This window comes from Pseudomonas sp. HD6422, assembly GCF_025377065.1.
Taxonomy (GTDB): Bacteria; Pseudomonadota; Gammaproteobacteria; order Pseudomonadales; family Pseudomonadaceae; genus Aquipseudomonas; species Aquipseudomonas putida_U.
On the sequence record NZ_JAHWIW010000004.1, the window covers coordinates 139,569 to 154,762 of the forward strand.

General features: G+C 63.9%; 12 protein-coding genes. 5 read left to right on the forward strand and 7 right to left on the reverse strand.

Going from position 1 to position 15,194, the window contains the following annotated elements; genetic code table 11:
* Positions 1 to 2 precede the first annotated feature (2 nt).
* The 6 genes from KY379_RS04160 to mreB all read right to left on the reverse strand — a co-directional run bounded on the left by KY379_RS04160 (position 3) and on the right by mreB (position 8,772).
* Positions 3 to 3,812 carry a YhdP family protein gene (locus KY379_RS04160; protein ID WP_261239065.1) on the reverse strand — a complete coding sequence of 1,270 codons (3,810 nt, stop codon included), beginning with the start codon at positions 3,810 to 3,812 and terminating at the stop codon, positions 3 to 5.
* Between the two features lie 78 nt (positions 3,813 to 3,890).
* On the reverse strand, positions 3,891 to 5,348 hold the full coding sequence (gene rng / locus KY379_RS04165) for a ribonuclease G (RefSeq protein WP_133326402.1): 1,458 nt from the start codon (positions 5,346 to 5,348) through the stop codon (positions 3,891 to 3,893).
* Between the two features lie 54 nt (positions 5,349 to 5,402).
* A complete protein-coding gene (locus KY379_RS04170) occupies positions 5,403 to 6,002 on the reverse strand; it encodes a Maf family protein (protein ID WP_133326404.1) in 600 nt (199 codons plus the stop codon).
* A 33-nt stretch (positions 6,003 to 6,035) separates the two neighbouring features.
* Positions 6,036 to 6,524: a rod shape-determining protein MreD gene (mreD, locus tag KY379_RS04175; RefSeq protein WP_136916487.1), complete on the reverse strand. Its 489-nt coding sequence runs from the start codon at positions 6,522 to 6,524 to the stop codon at positions 6,036 to 6,038.
* Complete coding sequence (mreC, locus tag KY379_RS04180; RefSeq protein WP_243744033.1) at positions 6,524 to 7,522, reverse strand: rod shape-determining protein MreC; 999 nt, start codon at positions 7,520 to 7,522, stop codon at positions 6,524 to 6,526. The genes mreD and mreC overlap by 1 nt, the downstream gene beginning before the upstream one ends.
* A gap of 212 nt (positions 7,523 to 7,734) precedes the next feature.
* Positions 7,735 to 8,772 (reverse strand): rod shape-determining protein MreB, encoded by a 1,038-nt coding sequence (gene mreB / locus KY379_RS04185; protein ID WP_003255163.1) that lies wholly within the window; start codon positions 8,770 to 8,772, stop codon positions 7,735 to 7,737.
* Between the two features lie 204 nt (positions 8,773 to 8,976).
* Here mreB and gatC point away from each other — a divergent pair, with 204 nt between their 5' ends.
* The 5 genes from gatC to KY379_RS04210 all read left to right on the forward strand — a co-directional run bounded on the left by gatC (position 8,977) and on the right by KY379_RS04210 (position 13,811).
* The gene (gene gatC / locus KY379_RS04190) at positions 8,977 to 9,264 is read left to right on the forward strand and encodes an Asp-tRNA(Asn)/Glu-tRNA(Gln) amidotransferase subunit GatC (RefSeq protein WP_133326410.1); all 288 of its coding nucleotides are present in this window, start codon (positions 8,977 to 8,979) and stop codon (positions 9,262 to 9,264) included.
* Between the two features lie 15 nt (positions 9,265 to 9,279).
* Positions 9,280 to 10,731 (forward strand): Asp-tRNA(Asn)/Glu-tRNA(Gln) amidotransferase subunit GatA, encoded by a 1,452-nt coding sequence (gatA, locus tag KY379_RS04195; RefSeq protein WP_261239066.1) that lies wholly within the window; start codon positions 9,280 to 9,282, stop codon positions 10,729 to 10,731.
* 11 nt (positions 10,732 to 10,742) lie between these two features.
* Positions 10,743 to 12,188: an Asp-tRNA(Asn)/Glu-tRNA(Gln) amidotransferase subunit GatB gene (gene gatB, locus KY379_RS04200; protein ID WP_133326414.1), complete on the forward strand. Its 1,446-nt coding sequence runs from the start codon at positions 10,743 to 10,745 to the stop codon at positions 12,186 to 12,188.
* A gap of 126 nt (positions 12,189 to 12,314) precedes the next feature.
* A complete protein-coding gene (locus KY379_RS04205; RefSeq protein ID WP_196171868.1) occupies positions 12,315 to 12,689 on the forward strand; it encodes a septal ring lytic transglycosylase RlpA family protein in 375 nt (124 codons plus the stop codon).
* A 78-nt stretch (positions 12,690 to 12,767) separates the two neighbouring features.
* On the forward strand, positions 12,768 to 13,811 hold the full coding sequence (locus KY379_RS04210; RefSeq protein WP_196171908.1) for a calcium/sodium antiporter: 1,044 nt from the start codon (positions 12,768 to 12,770) through the stop codon (positions 13,809 to 13,811).
* 15 nt (positions 13,812 to 13,826) lie between these two features.
* Here KY379_RS04210 and KY379_RS04215 read toward each other — a convergent pair whose 3' ends face one another.
* Positions 13,827 to 15,185, reverse strand: coding sequence for an amino acid permease (locus KY379_RS04215; protein ID WP_133326418.1), 1,359 nt, complete (start codon positions 15,183 to 15,185; stop codon positions 13,827 to 13,829).
* Positions 15,186 to 15,194 lie beyond the last annotated feature (9 nt).

Consider the following 15,194-nt stretch of genomic DNA (forward strand, 5'->3'; position numbering starts at 1 on the left):
CTTTATTTATCGAAAGGTTTCACAAATGTGATTTTAGGCTCTTTGACCGGTCCCTCGACGCGATAGTGCACGCTGGCGAAACGCGACACCCGATCGCCGACCAGGCGGTCCACCAGGAACAAGGCGCCGCCCACTGCCGGTGCACCCACGATCAGTGCTGCCAGGGGCAGGTTATTGGTGACCGGCAGGGATACCTGCAGGTTGGCGTTGACCTGATCGCGAACCATGTCCAAGGTGCCCTCGAGTTCGAAATTGCTGGAAGGCCCGGTGACGGTGATCGGTTCGCGGGTGACATACACCCCGTCGCTGGCTACCAGCAGGCCCTTGACCCGATCGTAGGCCAAGCCTTTGGAGAACAGGTCGGAAAAGTCCAGGCGCAGACGCCGGCCAATGGCATTGAAGTTGAGCAAGCCGAACACCCGCAGTGCCTGGGCACTGCCTTCCACCTCGACGAACTGGCCGCTGCGCAACGCCGCGTCCATGCTGCCGGAGAAACGCTTGAGACCGACCCAGGCTGGCGAGCCGGGCCAGCGACCATCGACGTCCAGGCGGAAGTCGCGACTGGTGACGGTCGGCGCGAAGCCCCACGCCTTGAGCACGTCGCCCAGGTTCTTGCCATCCAGCCGGCCTTTGTACCAACTGCTGGTGGCCCCCGGCACGCCCTCCCAACCACCGCTGCCGTCGACCCGCAGCCCCTTGAACGACAGGTCGATGTCGTCTGCTGAGACCCCGCGGGGGGTAGGACGTAACTTGATCGCAGCACTGCCGTAGAAGTCATCGCCACGGTAGAGCTTGTCGATGGACAGGTCCAGGGCCGGCACTTTACGCGGGTCGAAGTCAGCAAGCGGATCCGGCCCGTCTTCGTCCTGCGCCTGGGACGGATCGGCCGCCGGCAGCCGCAAAGTCTGCAGGCGCACCGCCATCGCTGCGCCCTTGGCGTCCGGTAGCCGGGCATTGCCGATCACCTCTCGGCTGTCCAGGCGCAGATCCCAGGCCGGACCACTGCGGGCCAGGCGCACCACAGCCTGGTTCAGATCCATACCGAAGGCCTTGAGCTGGCCGATGCTCAGGTCGACGCTCTGCAGGCTCTGTCGGGCGCTGCCACCGGGATCGCTGCCGCCCAGCCGTTCGGCCTGAGCCTGCCAAGGGGCCAGGTCGAGGGTTTGCAGCCGGCCACGAACACGCAGGCCTTGGCCGGTCGGCAGTTGCGCCGTGCCAGTGCCCAGCAGCAACTCGCCACGGCCCTGGGCCAGCTTGTCGGCGGGTGCTGCATAGGCGAGCCGCGCCAACTCGTCGTAAGCTGCATCGAAACGACGTTCGGCGCCTTGCAGGTTCATGCTGAAACGACCGTCGCGGGTCTCGGCGGCTGACTTGCCGAAAGGGGCCGGCAGGTCGATGGCCAGGCCCTTGAGCGACGAGCGGACATTCAGACTGTTGTCGCGTTTGCCCAGGTTGACCTGCAACTGGTAGGGCAGTTCGCCCGAAACCGGTAGCGTCTGGTCGAACTGCAACCAGTCGGTCAGGGCCTTGAGCGCCACCTGGCCGCTGGCTTCGATGCGCGTCTGCATCTGCCCCGGCGCGCCCTGGGCGACGATCTGTGCGGTCACCGGTTTGCCAAACGCCTGCAGACTGATGCCCTTGCCACTCAAGCCTTTGTCCAGGTCGAAACTGAAATCACCTTTCAGGCGACTGAGTTCCAACGTCGGTGGCGCGATCTTGAGACGAGCATCGTGGGTGGCGAAATCCACCAGCACCTTCGGCTGCTCACCATGGGCCAACGGAATGTCCAGCTTGATCTTGCCGTTCAACGGGCCTTCGCCTTCCCAGCCGGCGAAGATTTCGCCGGTGCCGATGGGAGCTTGCTTGAGAATCCTCAGGCCATCGCCAAGGGTGCCGGCAAAGTCGCCATCCAGGTGCAAGTGGCTGTGCTGGCCCTCCTCCACATGCGGAATGTCGACGTTGACGTCGCTGACCTGGGTATCGAGCAACAGCCCATGACGCGCGTTGATACGCACGCCGCTGTCTTCGATCAGGACATCGCCATCGACATGCTGCACCTGGGGCCAGCCGGGCTGGAAGTCGAGCGCCGCGTCATTGACCTTGAAAAACAGGCTGATGCTGCGAGCCTCAGCCGGGGCACCATGGTTGAGCGAGCCCTGGTACTGGAAATAGCCTTGCTCGACATTGCCTTTGACGATGGCGCTACGCAGCCACTCGTCCAAGGCCGGACTGAGGACTTCGGGCAGGTATTTGGCGGTGTAGCGGCCATCGCCGTCGGTGAGGCCCACCCGCAGGTCCATGTAGCTTTCGTGTCCAGGCTCGAAGAACAACCGGATGAGAAAGTCTGCGGCGATCTTGCCCTCCTCACCGAGCACCTTGATATAGGGCGCGATGAGGGTGAAGCCTTCCTGGTCCAGCGCCCAGGTCAGCCGCGCATTGGCCTTCTGGTAATGCCAGGGTTTTCCGAAGATCGGATACAGATGCAGCATGAAGGCGTCGCTATCCAGGCGCAATTCGCCATGCCCCAAGTCGCCGCTGATGCTGCCGCTGACGTTGCCGGCAGCCGGCGCGCCGTGGTATGCGTCGAAGCCGACCTTGTCCAGGTTGGCGGCGAACTGTAAACGTTGATCGCCTTCTGCCTTGGGTCGGATATCCAGGCGCACATTGCGCAGGGTACCGGTCACCTTCAGGCCATCGACCACCGCCATGAGCTTCTCCGGCAGTGGCGCGAGGGCATCGATCAATGGCGTCAATGGCGTAAGGTCGAGACGGTCCGCCTGAACCTGCCAGGTCGGTCCCCCTGCATCCTGCCCCTCACGCTGTTGCAGCTGCAGGTGGGACTCCCAGCGTTTTTCACCCATGCTGGCGGCGAGTGAGTCGACTACGACGTCGAACCCCTGCTCACGGCGCTGGAACCAGACCCCCAGGGCGAGGTTGTCCAGCTTCACCGCTTTGCGCCCGGTGTAGGCACCGCGCAGCTCGGGCGCATTGAGGCGCACCACCGCTCGTTCGAGCCCCCCTTTGCGCCAATCGATCCAGAATTCGCCACCGGCGCGCAGGGCTTGCGCCTGCCACTGGCCCAACAGCCGCGGCGGCAGCCAACGCGACCAGTCGCTCTGCGGCAAGCTCAGGTAGACCTCGGCACTGCCTTGGCGCCAGGCATCGGCGGTAGCGCGACTGCGCAGGTTCAACGCAAGGGGCTGACCATCGGGCAAGGTGGCCCGCAGGTCGAGGGCCTGGCGCGAAGCGCCGGCCTGCAAACCGAGACTGACATAGGTGAGGGTCAGCGGATCGCGCTGCCAAGGCTGCAAGGTGACTTGGCTGTCGAAGACGTCGACCCGCCCCAACCGCTCCAGACGTTCCAGGGTTTCGGCCGGATCCAGCGGTGCATCGTCTTTCTTCGGCAGGCCTTCGAGGGCCCAGCCGCCCTGCTCGTCTTCGCGGGCGATCAATTGCAGGCCGCTGAGCTCGATGTGCGCCAGACGCACCTGGCGGGCCATGAGACTGCCCCACAGATCGGGCACGACCCGCACATCGTCCAGGCGCAGGGCCGAGGCCCCCTCGCCCAGCTGCAAATCACGCAGGCGCAGCACGGGCACCAGGCCGCTCCAACGCCCTTCGAGCGCACCGATGTGCACCGGCAGGCCCAAGGCCTGCTCGGCCTTGGTTTCAACGTCTGCGCGGTACTCGGCCACCAGCGGCACCAGTTGCCGTCCGAGGCTGACATACAACGCGACGAGTACTGCCAGCAGCGCGCAGATGCCAAGACCCCAGCGGGTCATGGCAACCGGAACGCGGGTCAGACGCCCCATTGCCGTGGCCCTCCAAGTCGTCTATCCATCATGGCCCGATGTACCGGTTTTGCCAGCCCGAGCGGCTTCTATTGCGGGTCAGAGCAGCACCACATCGTATTGTTCCTGTGAATACATCGACTCGACCTGGAAGCGAATCGTTCGACCGATGAACGCTTCCAGTTCAGCCACGTTGCCCGACTCTTCATCGAGCAGCCGGTCGACCACTTTCTGGTTGGCCAGTACACGATAGCCCTCGGCCTGGTAGGCGCGGGCCTCGCGAAGGATTTCGCGGAAAATCTCGTAGCAAATGGTTTCAGGGGTTTTCAGCTTGCCGCGCCCCTGGCAGGCCACGCAGGGCTCGCACAGTACTTGCTCAAGGCTCTCGCGGGTGCGCTTGCGGGTCATCTGCACCAGACCGAGCTCGGTGATGCCGATGATGTTGGTCTTGGCATGGTCACGTTCGAGCTGCTTTTCCAGGGTGCGCAATACCTGGCGCTGATGCTCCTCATCTTCCATGTCGATGAAATCGATGATGATGATGCCGCCAATGTTGCGCAGGCGCAGCTGCCGGGCAATGGCCGTGGCCGCCTCGAGGTTGGTCTTGAAGATGGTTTCTTCGAGGTTGCGGTGGCCGACGAATGCGCCGGTGTTGACGTCGATGGTCGTCATGGCCTCGGCCGGATCGACCACCAGATAACCGCCGGACTTCAATGGCACCTTGCGCTCAAGGGCGCGCTGAATTTCGTCCTCCACACCGTAGAGATCGAAGATTGGCCGTTCGCCGGGATAATGTTCGAGGCGGTCGGCGATTTCCGGCATCAATTCGGCGACGAACTGCGTGGTCTTCTGGAAGGTTTCCCGGGAATCGATGCGAATCTTCTCGATTTTCGGATTGACCAGGTCGCGCAGCGTACGCAAGGCCAGGCCGAGGTCCTCGTAGATGACCGTCGGCGCCCCGCAGGTCTGGATCTGGCTGCCGATCTGCTCCCACAACCTGCGCAGGTAACGGATGTCCTGGAGGATTTCCTCGCTGCGTGCGCCTTCGGCCGCGGTGCGCAGGATGAACCCGCCGGCGTCCTTGATGTTCTCACTGTCCACACAATCGCTGACCACCTGCTTGAGGCGCTCACGCTCGGCTTCGTCCTCGATTTTCAGCGAAATGCCGACATGACTGCTGCGGGGCATGTACACCAGGTAACGCGAGGGAATGGACAACTGCGTGGTCAAACGCGCGCCCTTGGTGCCGATCGGATCCTTGGTCACCTGGACCACCAGGGCCTGGCCCTCATGGACCAGGGCGGTAATGTTTTCAACCGCCGAACCTTCGCGCTGGGAAATCTCCGAGGCGTGGATGAACGCAGCGCGCTCCAGGCCTATGTCGACGAAGGCCGCCTGCATGCCTGGCAGGACGCGCACGACCTTGCCCTTGTAGATGTTGCCGACGATGCCTCGGCGTTGCGTGCGCTCGACGTGCACCTCTTGCAGCACGCCGTTTTCCACCACTGCCACGCGTGATTCCATCGGGGTGATGTTGATCAGGATCTCTTCACTCATGGCAGGCTCTCGTCCAAAGTCTTCGGTAATGATGGATCGCTGTCGAATCGCTGGCTAGCGCGGTGCTGAAACCTCGTGTTGCTGCCAGCAGGCGATGGAAAACTGTGCCAGCAGTTGGGCGGTCTCGAACAGCGGTAGGCCGACCACCGTGGAGTAGCTACCCGTGAGGGATTTGACGAACACCGCACCCAGGCCCTGGATGGCGTAACCGCCGGCCTTGTCCAACGGCTCGCCCGTGGCCCAATAGCGCAGCGCCTCGTCGTGACCGATGGCGCGAAAATGCACATCGGTGGCCACGCACACGTCCAGGCAGCGCTGGCCGTCGGTCACCGCAACGGCGGTGAGCACCTGGTGCTGGCCGTCGGAAAGATCTGCGAGCATCGCCAAGGCATGCGCTTGGTCACGGGGCTTGCCCAGCATCTGGCCCTTGGCCACGACCACGGTGTCGGCGGCCAACACTACGCCTGGGCCACTCAGTCGAGCGAAGCCTGCGGCAGCCTTGGCGCGGGCCAGGCGCAGGGCGTACTCGGTGACGGCCTCGTCGGGCAGAGGGGATTCATCGATGGGAGCAGTGACGACACTGAACGGCACGCCGATCTGAGTCAGCAGTTCACGCCGCCGCGGTGAGCCGGAAGCCAGGTAAAGCGGGGTCATTCGGACATCTCCCTGTCAGTCGCGGCATCGCCGTCAGTTGATGTGCAGGCGCCGGCGCAGATCGCGCAGGGCGAAACTGATCCAAGGCCAGAGCAAGGCACTGATGACCGCAGACCAGACCAACGCTAGGGTCGGCAAGCGGTTGCCGGTGAGCGCGCTGAGCCACAGCTGGATGAGCTGGGCGATGCCGAAGATCACCAGGATCACCAGGCTTTGCTGCCACATGGGAAACATGCGCAGGCGCTGTTGCAGGGACAGCACCAGGAAGGTGATCAGGGTGAGAATCAGGGCGTTCTGGCCGAGCAGTGTGCCATACAGCACGTCCTCGGCCAGACCGAGGACGAAGGCTGTGGTCATGCCGACCTTGTTCGGCACCGCCAGGGTCCAGAACGACACCAGCAGGGCCAGCCACATGGGCCGGAACACTTCCATGAACTGCGGCATGGGCGACACGCTGAGCAGCAGGCCGATGGCGAAGGTCAGCCAGATCACCCAGCCGTGGTTGCGTCGCGAAGCAGCCATCATTGTCTCCGGGGTTGGGTCGGCGTCGCCGGAGCCGCGGCTGGCGCCGGAGCTTCAGGCACGGCGGCAGGTGCAGTCGCAGCCGGAGCCGCCGGGACAGCCGCTGCGGGAGCGGTCGCCCCGGAAGCGCCGGTCTCGGTCGCCGGCTGGGCCGGGGACGTCGCGCCCTTGCGATCGGCCTCTTCCTGGGCGACGGCGGCGTCGGTCGCGCGTTGCTCCGGTGTGCGTCGGTCACTGAACACCAGCAGCATGTAGCGGCTGCGGTTGAGGGCGGCAGTGGGGATGGCGCGAACGATGGCGAACGGCTGGCCGGAGTCGTGGATCACTTCGTTGACCGTGGCCACCGGGTAGCCGGCGGGGAAACGCTGGCCCATGCCGGAACTGACCAGCAGGTCGCCTTCCTTGATGTCGGCGGTATCGGCCACATGACGCAGTTCGAGACGCTCAGGGTTGCCGGTACCGCTGGCGATCGCGCGCAAGCCATTGCGGTTGACCTGCACCGGAATGCTGTGGGTGGTGTCGGTCAGCAGCAGCACGCGCGAGGTGTAGGGCATCAATTCGACCACCTGGCCCATCAGGCCACGGGCATCGAGCACCGGCTGGCCCAGGAACACGCCATCACGTTCGCCCTTGTTGATCATGATCCGGTGGGTGAACGGATTGGGATCGACGCCGATCAGCTCGGCGACTTCGACCTTCTCGTTGACCAGCGCCGAGGAGTTGAGCAACTCGCGCAACCGCACGTTCTGTTCGGTCAGGGCCGCCAGCTTCTGCAGCCGCCCCTGCAGCAGCAGGGCTTCGGTCTTGAGCTTCTCGTTCTCGGCGATCAGTTCGTTGCGGCTGCCGAACTGGCCAGCCACGCCCTGCCAGAGGCGCTGCGGCAGGTCGGTGATCCAGTACGACTCCATCAGGACCAGGCCCATCTGGCTGCGCACCGGTTTGAGCACGGCAAAACGTGCGTCGACCACCATCAGCGCGACGGACAACACCACGAGCACGAGCAAGCGCACGCCCAGCGAGGGGCCCTTGGAGAAAAGCGGTTTAATGGGCCGTTCCTCGTGGACGACTCAGGAAGTCATGGGACATGGGACAACGCACCAGCCTGGTTGCGGGTTGACGGAAACGGCGCACGATTTGCGCCTGCCCAACGCATACAGGTAGCACTGCGCGTGCTACCTGTAAACCGGGCGCTCGGATGCAGCGAGCGAAATCACTCGCTGGAGAGCAGGTCCATCGCGTGCTTGTCCATCATCTCCAGGGCGCGACCACCGCCACGGGCGACGCAGGTCAGCGGGTCTTCGGCGACGATCACCGGCAAACCGGTTTCCTGGGCCAGCAGCTTGTCCAGGTCACGCAGCAACGCACCCCCACCGGTCAGCACCAGACCACGCTCGGCGATGTCGGAGGCCAGCTCCGGTGGCGATTGCTCCAGCGCGCTCTTGACCGCCTGAACGATGGTCGCCAGCGACTCCTGCAGCGCCTCGAGCACCTCGTTGGAGTTCAGGGTGAAGGCACGCGGCACGCCTTCCGCCAGGTTGCGACCACGCACGTCGACTTCACGCACTTCGCCACCTGGGTAGGCGGTGCCGATTTCCTGCTTGATACGCTCAGCGGTGGATTCGCCGATCAGGCTGCCGTAGTTGCGGCGCACATAGGTGACGATGGCTTCGTCGAAGCGGTCGCCGCCAACACGAACGGATTCGGCATACACCACGCCGTTGAGCGAGATCAGAGCGATCTCGGTGGTACCGCCACCGATATCGACGACCATCGAGCCCCGCGCTTCCTCGACCGGCAGGCCGGCACCGATAGCGGCGGCCATCGGCTCTTCGATCAGGAACACTTCGCGGGCGCCGGCACCCAGGGCCGACTCACGGATCGCCCGGCGCTCGACCTGGGTCGACTTGCACGGCACGCAGATCAAGACCCGCGGGCTCGGCTGCAGGAAGCTGTTCTCGTGAACCTTGTTGATGAAGTACTGCAACATTTTTTCACAAACGCTGAAGTCGGCGATGACGCCGTCCTTCATCGGGCGAATGGCGGCAATGTTGCCAGGTGTACGGCCCAGCATGCGCTTGGCTTCGGTACCGACGGCCACGACGCTTTTCTGGTTGCCGTGGGTACGGATGGCAACAACCGAGGGCTCATTCAGGACGATACCGCGCTCACGCACGTAAATAAGGGTGTTGGCAGTACCCAGGTCGATGGAGAGATCGCTGGAAAACATGCCACGCAGTTTCTTGAACATGGGAAAGTGACCCTGGGGAAAGCGTGGGTAAAAAAGTGCGGCAAACTCTAACAATGGCAGGGATTTTGGGCAAGGAGCCAATATGTTAAATTGGCTGTTTTTCCGAGCATGCCGACAGATGATCGCGGCCGTATGACCGCCAAAATGCTGGCATGTTCCTCATCACGGACCCTATTCCGTTCTTTGTTTCCCCTGGAGATTCCCATGGCGCTCGAACGCTGCGACGTGGAAAAGATCGCTCATCTGGCCCGTCTGGGCCTCAATGAAGGCGAACTTCCGCGCATTACCGATGCCCTGAACAGCATTCTCGGCCTGGTCGACCAGATGCAGGCCGTCGACACCACTGGCATCGAGCCACTGGCACACCCACTGGAGGCCAGCCAGCGCCTGCGCCCCGACCAGGTCACCGAGCACAACCAGCGCGACGCCTACCAGGCCATCGCACCCGCGACCGAAAACGGTCTGTACCTGGTTCCCAAAGTCATCGAGTAAGGGATAGAGCCTGCCATGCATGAATTGACCCTGGCCGAGATCGCCCGCGGACTCGCCGACAAGTCGTTTTCCTCCGAAGAGCTGACCGGCGCCCTGCTGGCGCGTGTCAAGCAACTGGACCCACAGATCAACAGCTTCATCAGCGTCACCGAAGAGCTGGCCCTGGGCCAGGCGCGGGCCGCCGACGCCCGTCGCGCCGCTGGCGAAAACGGCGCGTTGCTCGGCGCACCGATCGCTCACAAGGACCTGTTCTGCACCCTCGGCGTGCGCACCAGCTGCGGCTCGAAGATGCTCGACAACTTCAAGGCGCCCTACGACGCCACGGTGGTCGCCAAGCTGGCCGAAGCCGGCATGGTCACGCTGGGCAAGACCAACATGGACGAGTTCGCCATGGGTTCGGCCAACGAATCCAGCCACTACGGCGCGGTGAAGAACCCATGGAACCTCGAGCACGTGCCAGGCGGTTCGTCCGGCGGTTCGGCTGCGGCGGTAGCCGCGCGCCTGCTGCCGGCCACCACCGGCACGGATACCGGCGGCTCGATCCGTCAGCCGGCGGCACTCACCAACCTCACTGGCCTCAAGCCGACGTATGGTCGTGTCTCGCGCTGGGGCATGATCGCCTACGCCTCCAGCCTCGATCAGGGCGGCCCGCTGGCGCGCACCGCCGAAGACTGCGCCCTGCTGCTGCAAGGCATGGCCGGCTTCGACGCCAAGGACTCCACCAGCATCGACGAGCCGGTGCCTGACTACAGCGCCAGCCTGAACGATTCGCTGCAGGGCCTGCGCATCGGCCTGCCGAAGGAATACTTCGGCGCCGGCCTCGACCCACGCATCGCCGAGCTGGTCCAGGCCAGCGTCAAGGAGCTGGAAAAGCTCGGCGCGGTGGTCAAGGAAATCAGCCTGCCGAACATGCAGCACGCCATTCCGGCGTACTACGTGATCGCGCCTGCGGAAGCCTCCTCCAACCTGTCGCGTTTCGACGGCGTGCGTTTCGGCTATCGCTGCGATGCGCCCAAGGACCTCACCGACCTGTACAAGCGCTCCCGTGGCGAAGGCTTCGGCGCCGAAGTGCAACGCCGCATCATGGTCGGCACCTATGCCCTGTCGGCGGGTTACTACGATGCGTATTACCTCAAGGCGCAACAGATCCGCCGGCTGATCAAGAACGACTTCATGGCGGCTTTCGAAGGCGTCGACCTGATCCTCGGCCCGACCACGCCGAACCCGGCCTGGAAGCTAGGCGCCAAGAGCAGCGACCCGGTCGCCGCCTACCTGGAAGACGTCTACACCATCACCGCCAACCTGGCCGGCCTTCCGGGCCTGTCGATGCCGGCCGGCTTCGTGGACGGCCTGCCGGTGGGCGTGCAACTGCTGGCACCGTACTTCCAGGAAGGCCGCCTGCTCAACGTCGCGCACCGTTACCAGCAAGTCACCGACTGGCATACCCGCGCTCCTAACGGCTTCTGAGGAATTCACACATGCAATGGGAAGTTGTGATCGGGCTGGAGATTCATACCCAGCTGGCCACCCAGTCGAAGATCTTCTCCGGCAGTGCCACCACCTTCGGCTCCGAGCCGAACACCCAGGCCAGCCTGGTCGACCTGGGCATGCCCGGCGTACTGCCGGTGCTCAACGCCGAAGCCGTGCGCATGGCCTGCATGTTCGGCCTGGCGATCGACGCCGAAATCGGCAAGCGTAACGTGTTCGCGCGCAAGAACTACTTCTACCCCGACTTGCCCAAGGGCTACCAGATCAGCCAGATGGACCTGCCGATCGTCGGCAAGGGCCACCTGGACATCGCCCTCGAAGACGGCACCATCAAGCGTATCGGCGTGACCCGCGCGCACCTGGAAGAAGATGCCGGCAAGAGCCTGCACGAAGACTTCAGTGGTTCCACCGGCATCGATCTGAACCGTGCCGGCACGCCTCTGCTGGAAATCGTCTCCGAGCCGGACATGCGCAGTGCCAAGGAAGCCGTCGCCTATGTCAAGGCGATTCACGCCCTGGTGCGTTACCTGGGCATCTGCGACGGCAACATGGCCGAAGGTTCGCTGCGTTGCGACTGCAACGTGTCGATCCGGCCAAAAGGCCAGACTGAGTTCGGCACCCGCTGCGAGATCAAGAACGTCAACTCGTTCCGCTTCATCGAGCGCGCCATCAACAGCGAGATCCAGCGCCAGATCGACCTGATCGAAGACGGCGGCAAGGTCGTTCAGGAAACTCGCCTGTACGATCCAAACAAGGACGAGACCCGCTCGATGCGCAGCAAGGAGGAGGCCAACGACTACCGTTACTTCCCCGATCCGGACCTGCTGCCAGTGGTGATCGAGGACAGCTTCCTGGAAACCGTCCGCGCCGGCCTGCCAGAGCTGCCGACCCAGAAGGTCGAGCGCTTCCAGCAGCAGTACGGCCTGTCGGCCTACGACGCCAACGTCCTGGCCTCCAGCCGCGAACAGGCGGACTACTTCGAGGAAGTGGTGAAGATCGGCGGCGACGCCAAGCTTGCCGCCAACTGGGTCATGGTCGAGCTGGGCAGTCTGCTCAACAAGCTTGGGGTCGAGATCGACCAGGCACCGGTCAGCGCCGCGCACTTGGGCGGCATGCTCCTGCGCATCCGCGACAACACCATCAGTGGCAAGATCGCCAAGACCGTGTTCGAAGCGATGGCTGCCGGTGAAGGCGATGCCGACAGCATCATCGAAAGCAAAGGCCTCAAGCAGGTCACCGACACCGGTGCGATCGACAAGATGCTCGACGAAGTCCTGGCTGCCAACGCCGAGCAGGTCGAACAATACCGCGCAGCCGACGAGGCCAAGCGAGGCAAGATGTTCGGCTTCTTCGTCGGCCAGGCGATGAAGGCATCCAAAGGTAAGGCCAACCCGGGGCAGGTGAACCAATTGCTCAAGGCCAAGCTCGAAGGGTGACGGTTTTGTCCCTGTAATCCTTCGCGGGCAAGCCCGCCCTCGCAGCCCCCGCGCCACCCTCCCAGGCGGCGCCTCACCTGTGGGAGCGGGGTTGCCCGCGAATGGCCACCCTGGAGAACCCCTGACTTGCTGATGCGATCACTGGGCACCCTTGCCTTCATCTCCTTCCTGGCCGGCTGTGCCAGTCACGACATCGACCCACGCGGCTACGACCAGACCGGTACCGCGTCCTACTATGGCTCGCGCCACCATGGCAAACGTACTGCCAGCGGCGAAGCCTTCAATCAACATGGCCTCACCGCCGCTCACCGCAGCCTGCCGTTTGGCAGCAAGGTGCTGGTCACCAACCTGTCGAACCAGCGCAGCGTGGTGGTCCGCATCAATGACCGCGGCCCACACACCCGGGGCCGACTGATCGATCTATCCCGTGCTGCAGCGGAAAAAATCGGCATGCTGCGTAGCGGAACTGCGCGCGTGCGGGTACAAGGGCTGAGCGACTGATCCGACCTGACGCCCCATCTGACAGGAGCCCTGACCATCTTCGACCTGGCCACCCTTCCCACCCTCAGCCTGCTGCAACTGGGCGCGGCACTCGTATTGCTGATCGGCGGTGCCGAATTGATGGTGCGTGCCGCCCTGCGCCTGGCCCAGCATCTGCATGTGCGACCGCTGATCATCGGCCTCAGTCTGGTGGCCTTCGGCAGCACGGCGCCACAGCTCACGGTGAGCCTGCAAGCTGCCTACCAAGGTGCACCGGACGTTGCCGTGGGCAGCGTGATCGGCAGCAACATCTTCAACGTTCTGGTCATTCTCGGCCTGGCCGCACTGATCATTCCCTTGCGGGTTTCCCGTCAGCTGGTGCGTCTGGATATCCCACTGATGATCCTGGCGAGCGTCCTGGTCTACGCCCTGTGCGTCAATGGCCAGCTGGGGCGCTTCGAAGGGCTGGTACTGTTGCTCGGCCTGGTCGGCTACCTGGCCATGCTCTGGCATCAGTCTCGCCACTATGCCCGCACCTACCCAGCGCCCGCCTTGGTCGCCGTGCGCCCTGGCCGCTTCTGGTCCGCCACCTTGCTGCAAGTGGCCATTGGCTTGGTGCTGCTGAGCCTGGCCGGCCACCTGCTGCTGCAGGCCGCCGTCGAGGTGGCAACCGACCTGGGGCTTTCCGAGCGCGTCATCGGCCTGACAGTGGTAGCGGTCTGCACCTCACTGCCAGAACTGGCCGCCGCACTGGTCGCGGCGTTGCGCGGTGAACGGGAAATCGCCGTGGGCACGGTGATCGGCAGCAACCTGCTCAATTTGCTTGGGGTGCTGGGGCTGACCGCACTGATCACCCCCGAGCCCTTGAGCATTTCACCCAATGCCCTCGGGTTCGACCTGCCGGTGATGCTCGGCGTCGCTGCCCTGGCCTTGCCGATGTTCTACTCCGGCTACCGCATCACCCGCGCCGAGGGCCTGGTACTGCTCTGCCTCTACCTGGCCTATGGCCTGCATGTGGCAGCCTTCACCATGGGCATGCCGCTGGCCGGCCGGCTGGAGCGGTTGATGCTGTTCTATGTGCTGCCGGTGCTAGGCGCGGTGCTGCTCTACACCACCTTACGCGCCTGGCGCCGCCAGCACTGATCGGAACTGCCTGAGTTACCGAGCTTGCCGGGCTTTCTTGACGCAGAACGCCCCCCACAGCACCAGGATCCAGGCAGGGATCAGCATCACCGAAATACGCACGCTGGGGGTCAGGAACATGACCACCAGGATCAGCACGATGAACGCCAGGCACAGGTAGTTGGTCAGCGGGTGACCCAGGCTCTTGTAGAACGGCGTGACACCCGCCGCCAACTTGGCCTTGCGGAACTTCAGGTGAGTGATGCTGATGCTCGCCCAGTTGATCACCAGTGCCGACACCGCCAGCGCCATCAACAGGCCAAACGCCTCACCCGGCATCAAGTAGTTGATCAACACGCACAACCCCGTAGCGAACGCCGATACGCCCAGCGCGGTCAACGGCACGCCACGGCGACTCACCTTGAGCAGCTGACGCGGCGCATCGCCCTGGCTGGCCAAGCCGAACAGCATACGGCTGTTGGCATACACGCAGCTGTTGTACACCGACAACGCCGCGGTGAGCACCACCACGTTGAGAATGGTCGCCACCACGTCGCTGTCCAGTTCGTGGAAGATCATCACGAACGGACTGCCGCCCTGCACCACCTTCTGCCACGGGTACAGCGACAGCAACACCGCCAATGCGCCGATATAGAAGATCAGAATGCGGTACACCACCTGGTTGGTGGCCTTGGGAATGCTCACCTTCGGATTGGCGGCCTCAGCCGCAGTGATGCCGACCAGCTCCAGACCACCGAACGAAAACATGATCACCGCCAGCGCCATGACCAGGCCGCCGACGCCGTTGGGGAAGAAGCCGCCGTACTGCCAGAGGTTGGCCACACTGGCCTGCGCGCCCCCCTGCCCACTGCCCAGCAGCCAGGCACCGAAACCGATCATGCTGACGATCGCCACCACCTTGATCAGGGCGAACCAGAACTCCAGCTCGCCGTAGACCTTCACCTGGGTCAGGTTGATCAGGTTGATGACCACGAAGAAGATCGCCGCTGTTGCCCAGGTCGGAAAGCCCGGCCACCAGTACTGCACGTAGATACCGACGGCGGTGAGCTCGGCCATCCCCACGAGCACGTAGACCACCCAGTAGTTCCAGCCCGAAACGAATCCGGCGAACTCGCTCCAGTACTTGTGGGCGAAGTGGCTGAAGCTGCCTGCGACCGGCTCTTCGACCACCATCTCGCCCAGCTGGCGCATGATCAGGAAGGCCATCAGGCCGGCGATGGCATACCCCAGCAATACCGAGGGACCGGCTAGCTGGATGGTCTGGGCGATCCCCAGGAACAACCCGGTGCCAATGGCTCCGCCCAGCGCGATGAGCTGGATATGACGATTCTTCAGCCCGCGCTGCAACTGCTCGGGCGTGCTCTGGTCTTGCATGAAGTGTCC

Coding starts and splice junctions, on each gene's coding strand:
- KY379_RS04160 (WP_261239065.1), bottom strand. CDS start 3,812: ATGGGGCGTCTGACCCGCGTTCCGGTTGCCATGACCCGCTGGGGTCTT.
- KY379_RS04215 (WP_133326418.1), bottom strand. CDS start 15,185: ATGCAAGACCAGAGCACGCCCGAGCAGTTGCAGCGCGGGCTGAAGAAT.
- rng (WP_133326402.1), bottom strand. CDS start 5,348: ATGAGTGAAGAGATCCTGATCAACATCACCCCGATGGAATCACGCGTG.
- mreD (WP_136916487.1), bottom strand. CDS start 6,524: ATGGCTGCTTCGCGACGCAACCACGGCTGGGTGATCTGGCTGACCTTC.
- KY379_RS04170 (WP_133326404.1), bottom strand. CDS start 6,002: ATGACCCCGCTTTACCTGGCTTCCGGCTCACCGCGGCGGCGTGAACTG.
- gatA (WP_261239066.1), top strand. CDS start 9,280: ATGCATGAATTGACCCTGGCCGAGATCGCCCGCGGACTCGCCGACAAG.
- gatC (WP_133326410.1), top strand. CDS start 8,977: ATGGCGCTCGAACGCTGCGACGTGGAAAAGATCGCTCATCTGGCCCGT.
- mreB (WP_003255163.1), bottom strand. CDS start 8,772: ATGTTCAAGAAACTGCGTGGCATGTTTTCCAGCGATCTCTCCATCGAC.
- gatB (WP_133326414.1), top strand. CDS start 10,743: ATGCAATGGGAAGTTGTGATCGGGCTGGAGATTCATACCCAGCTGGCC.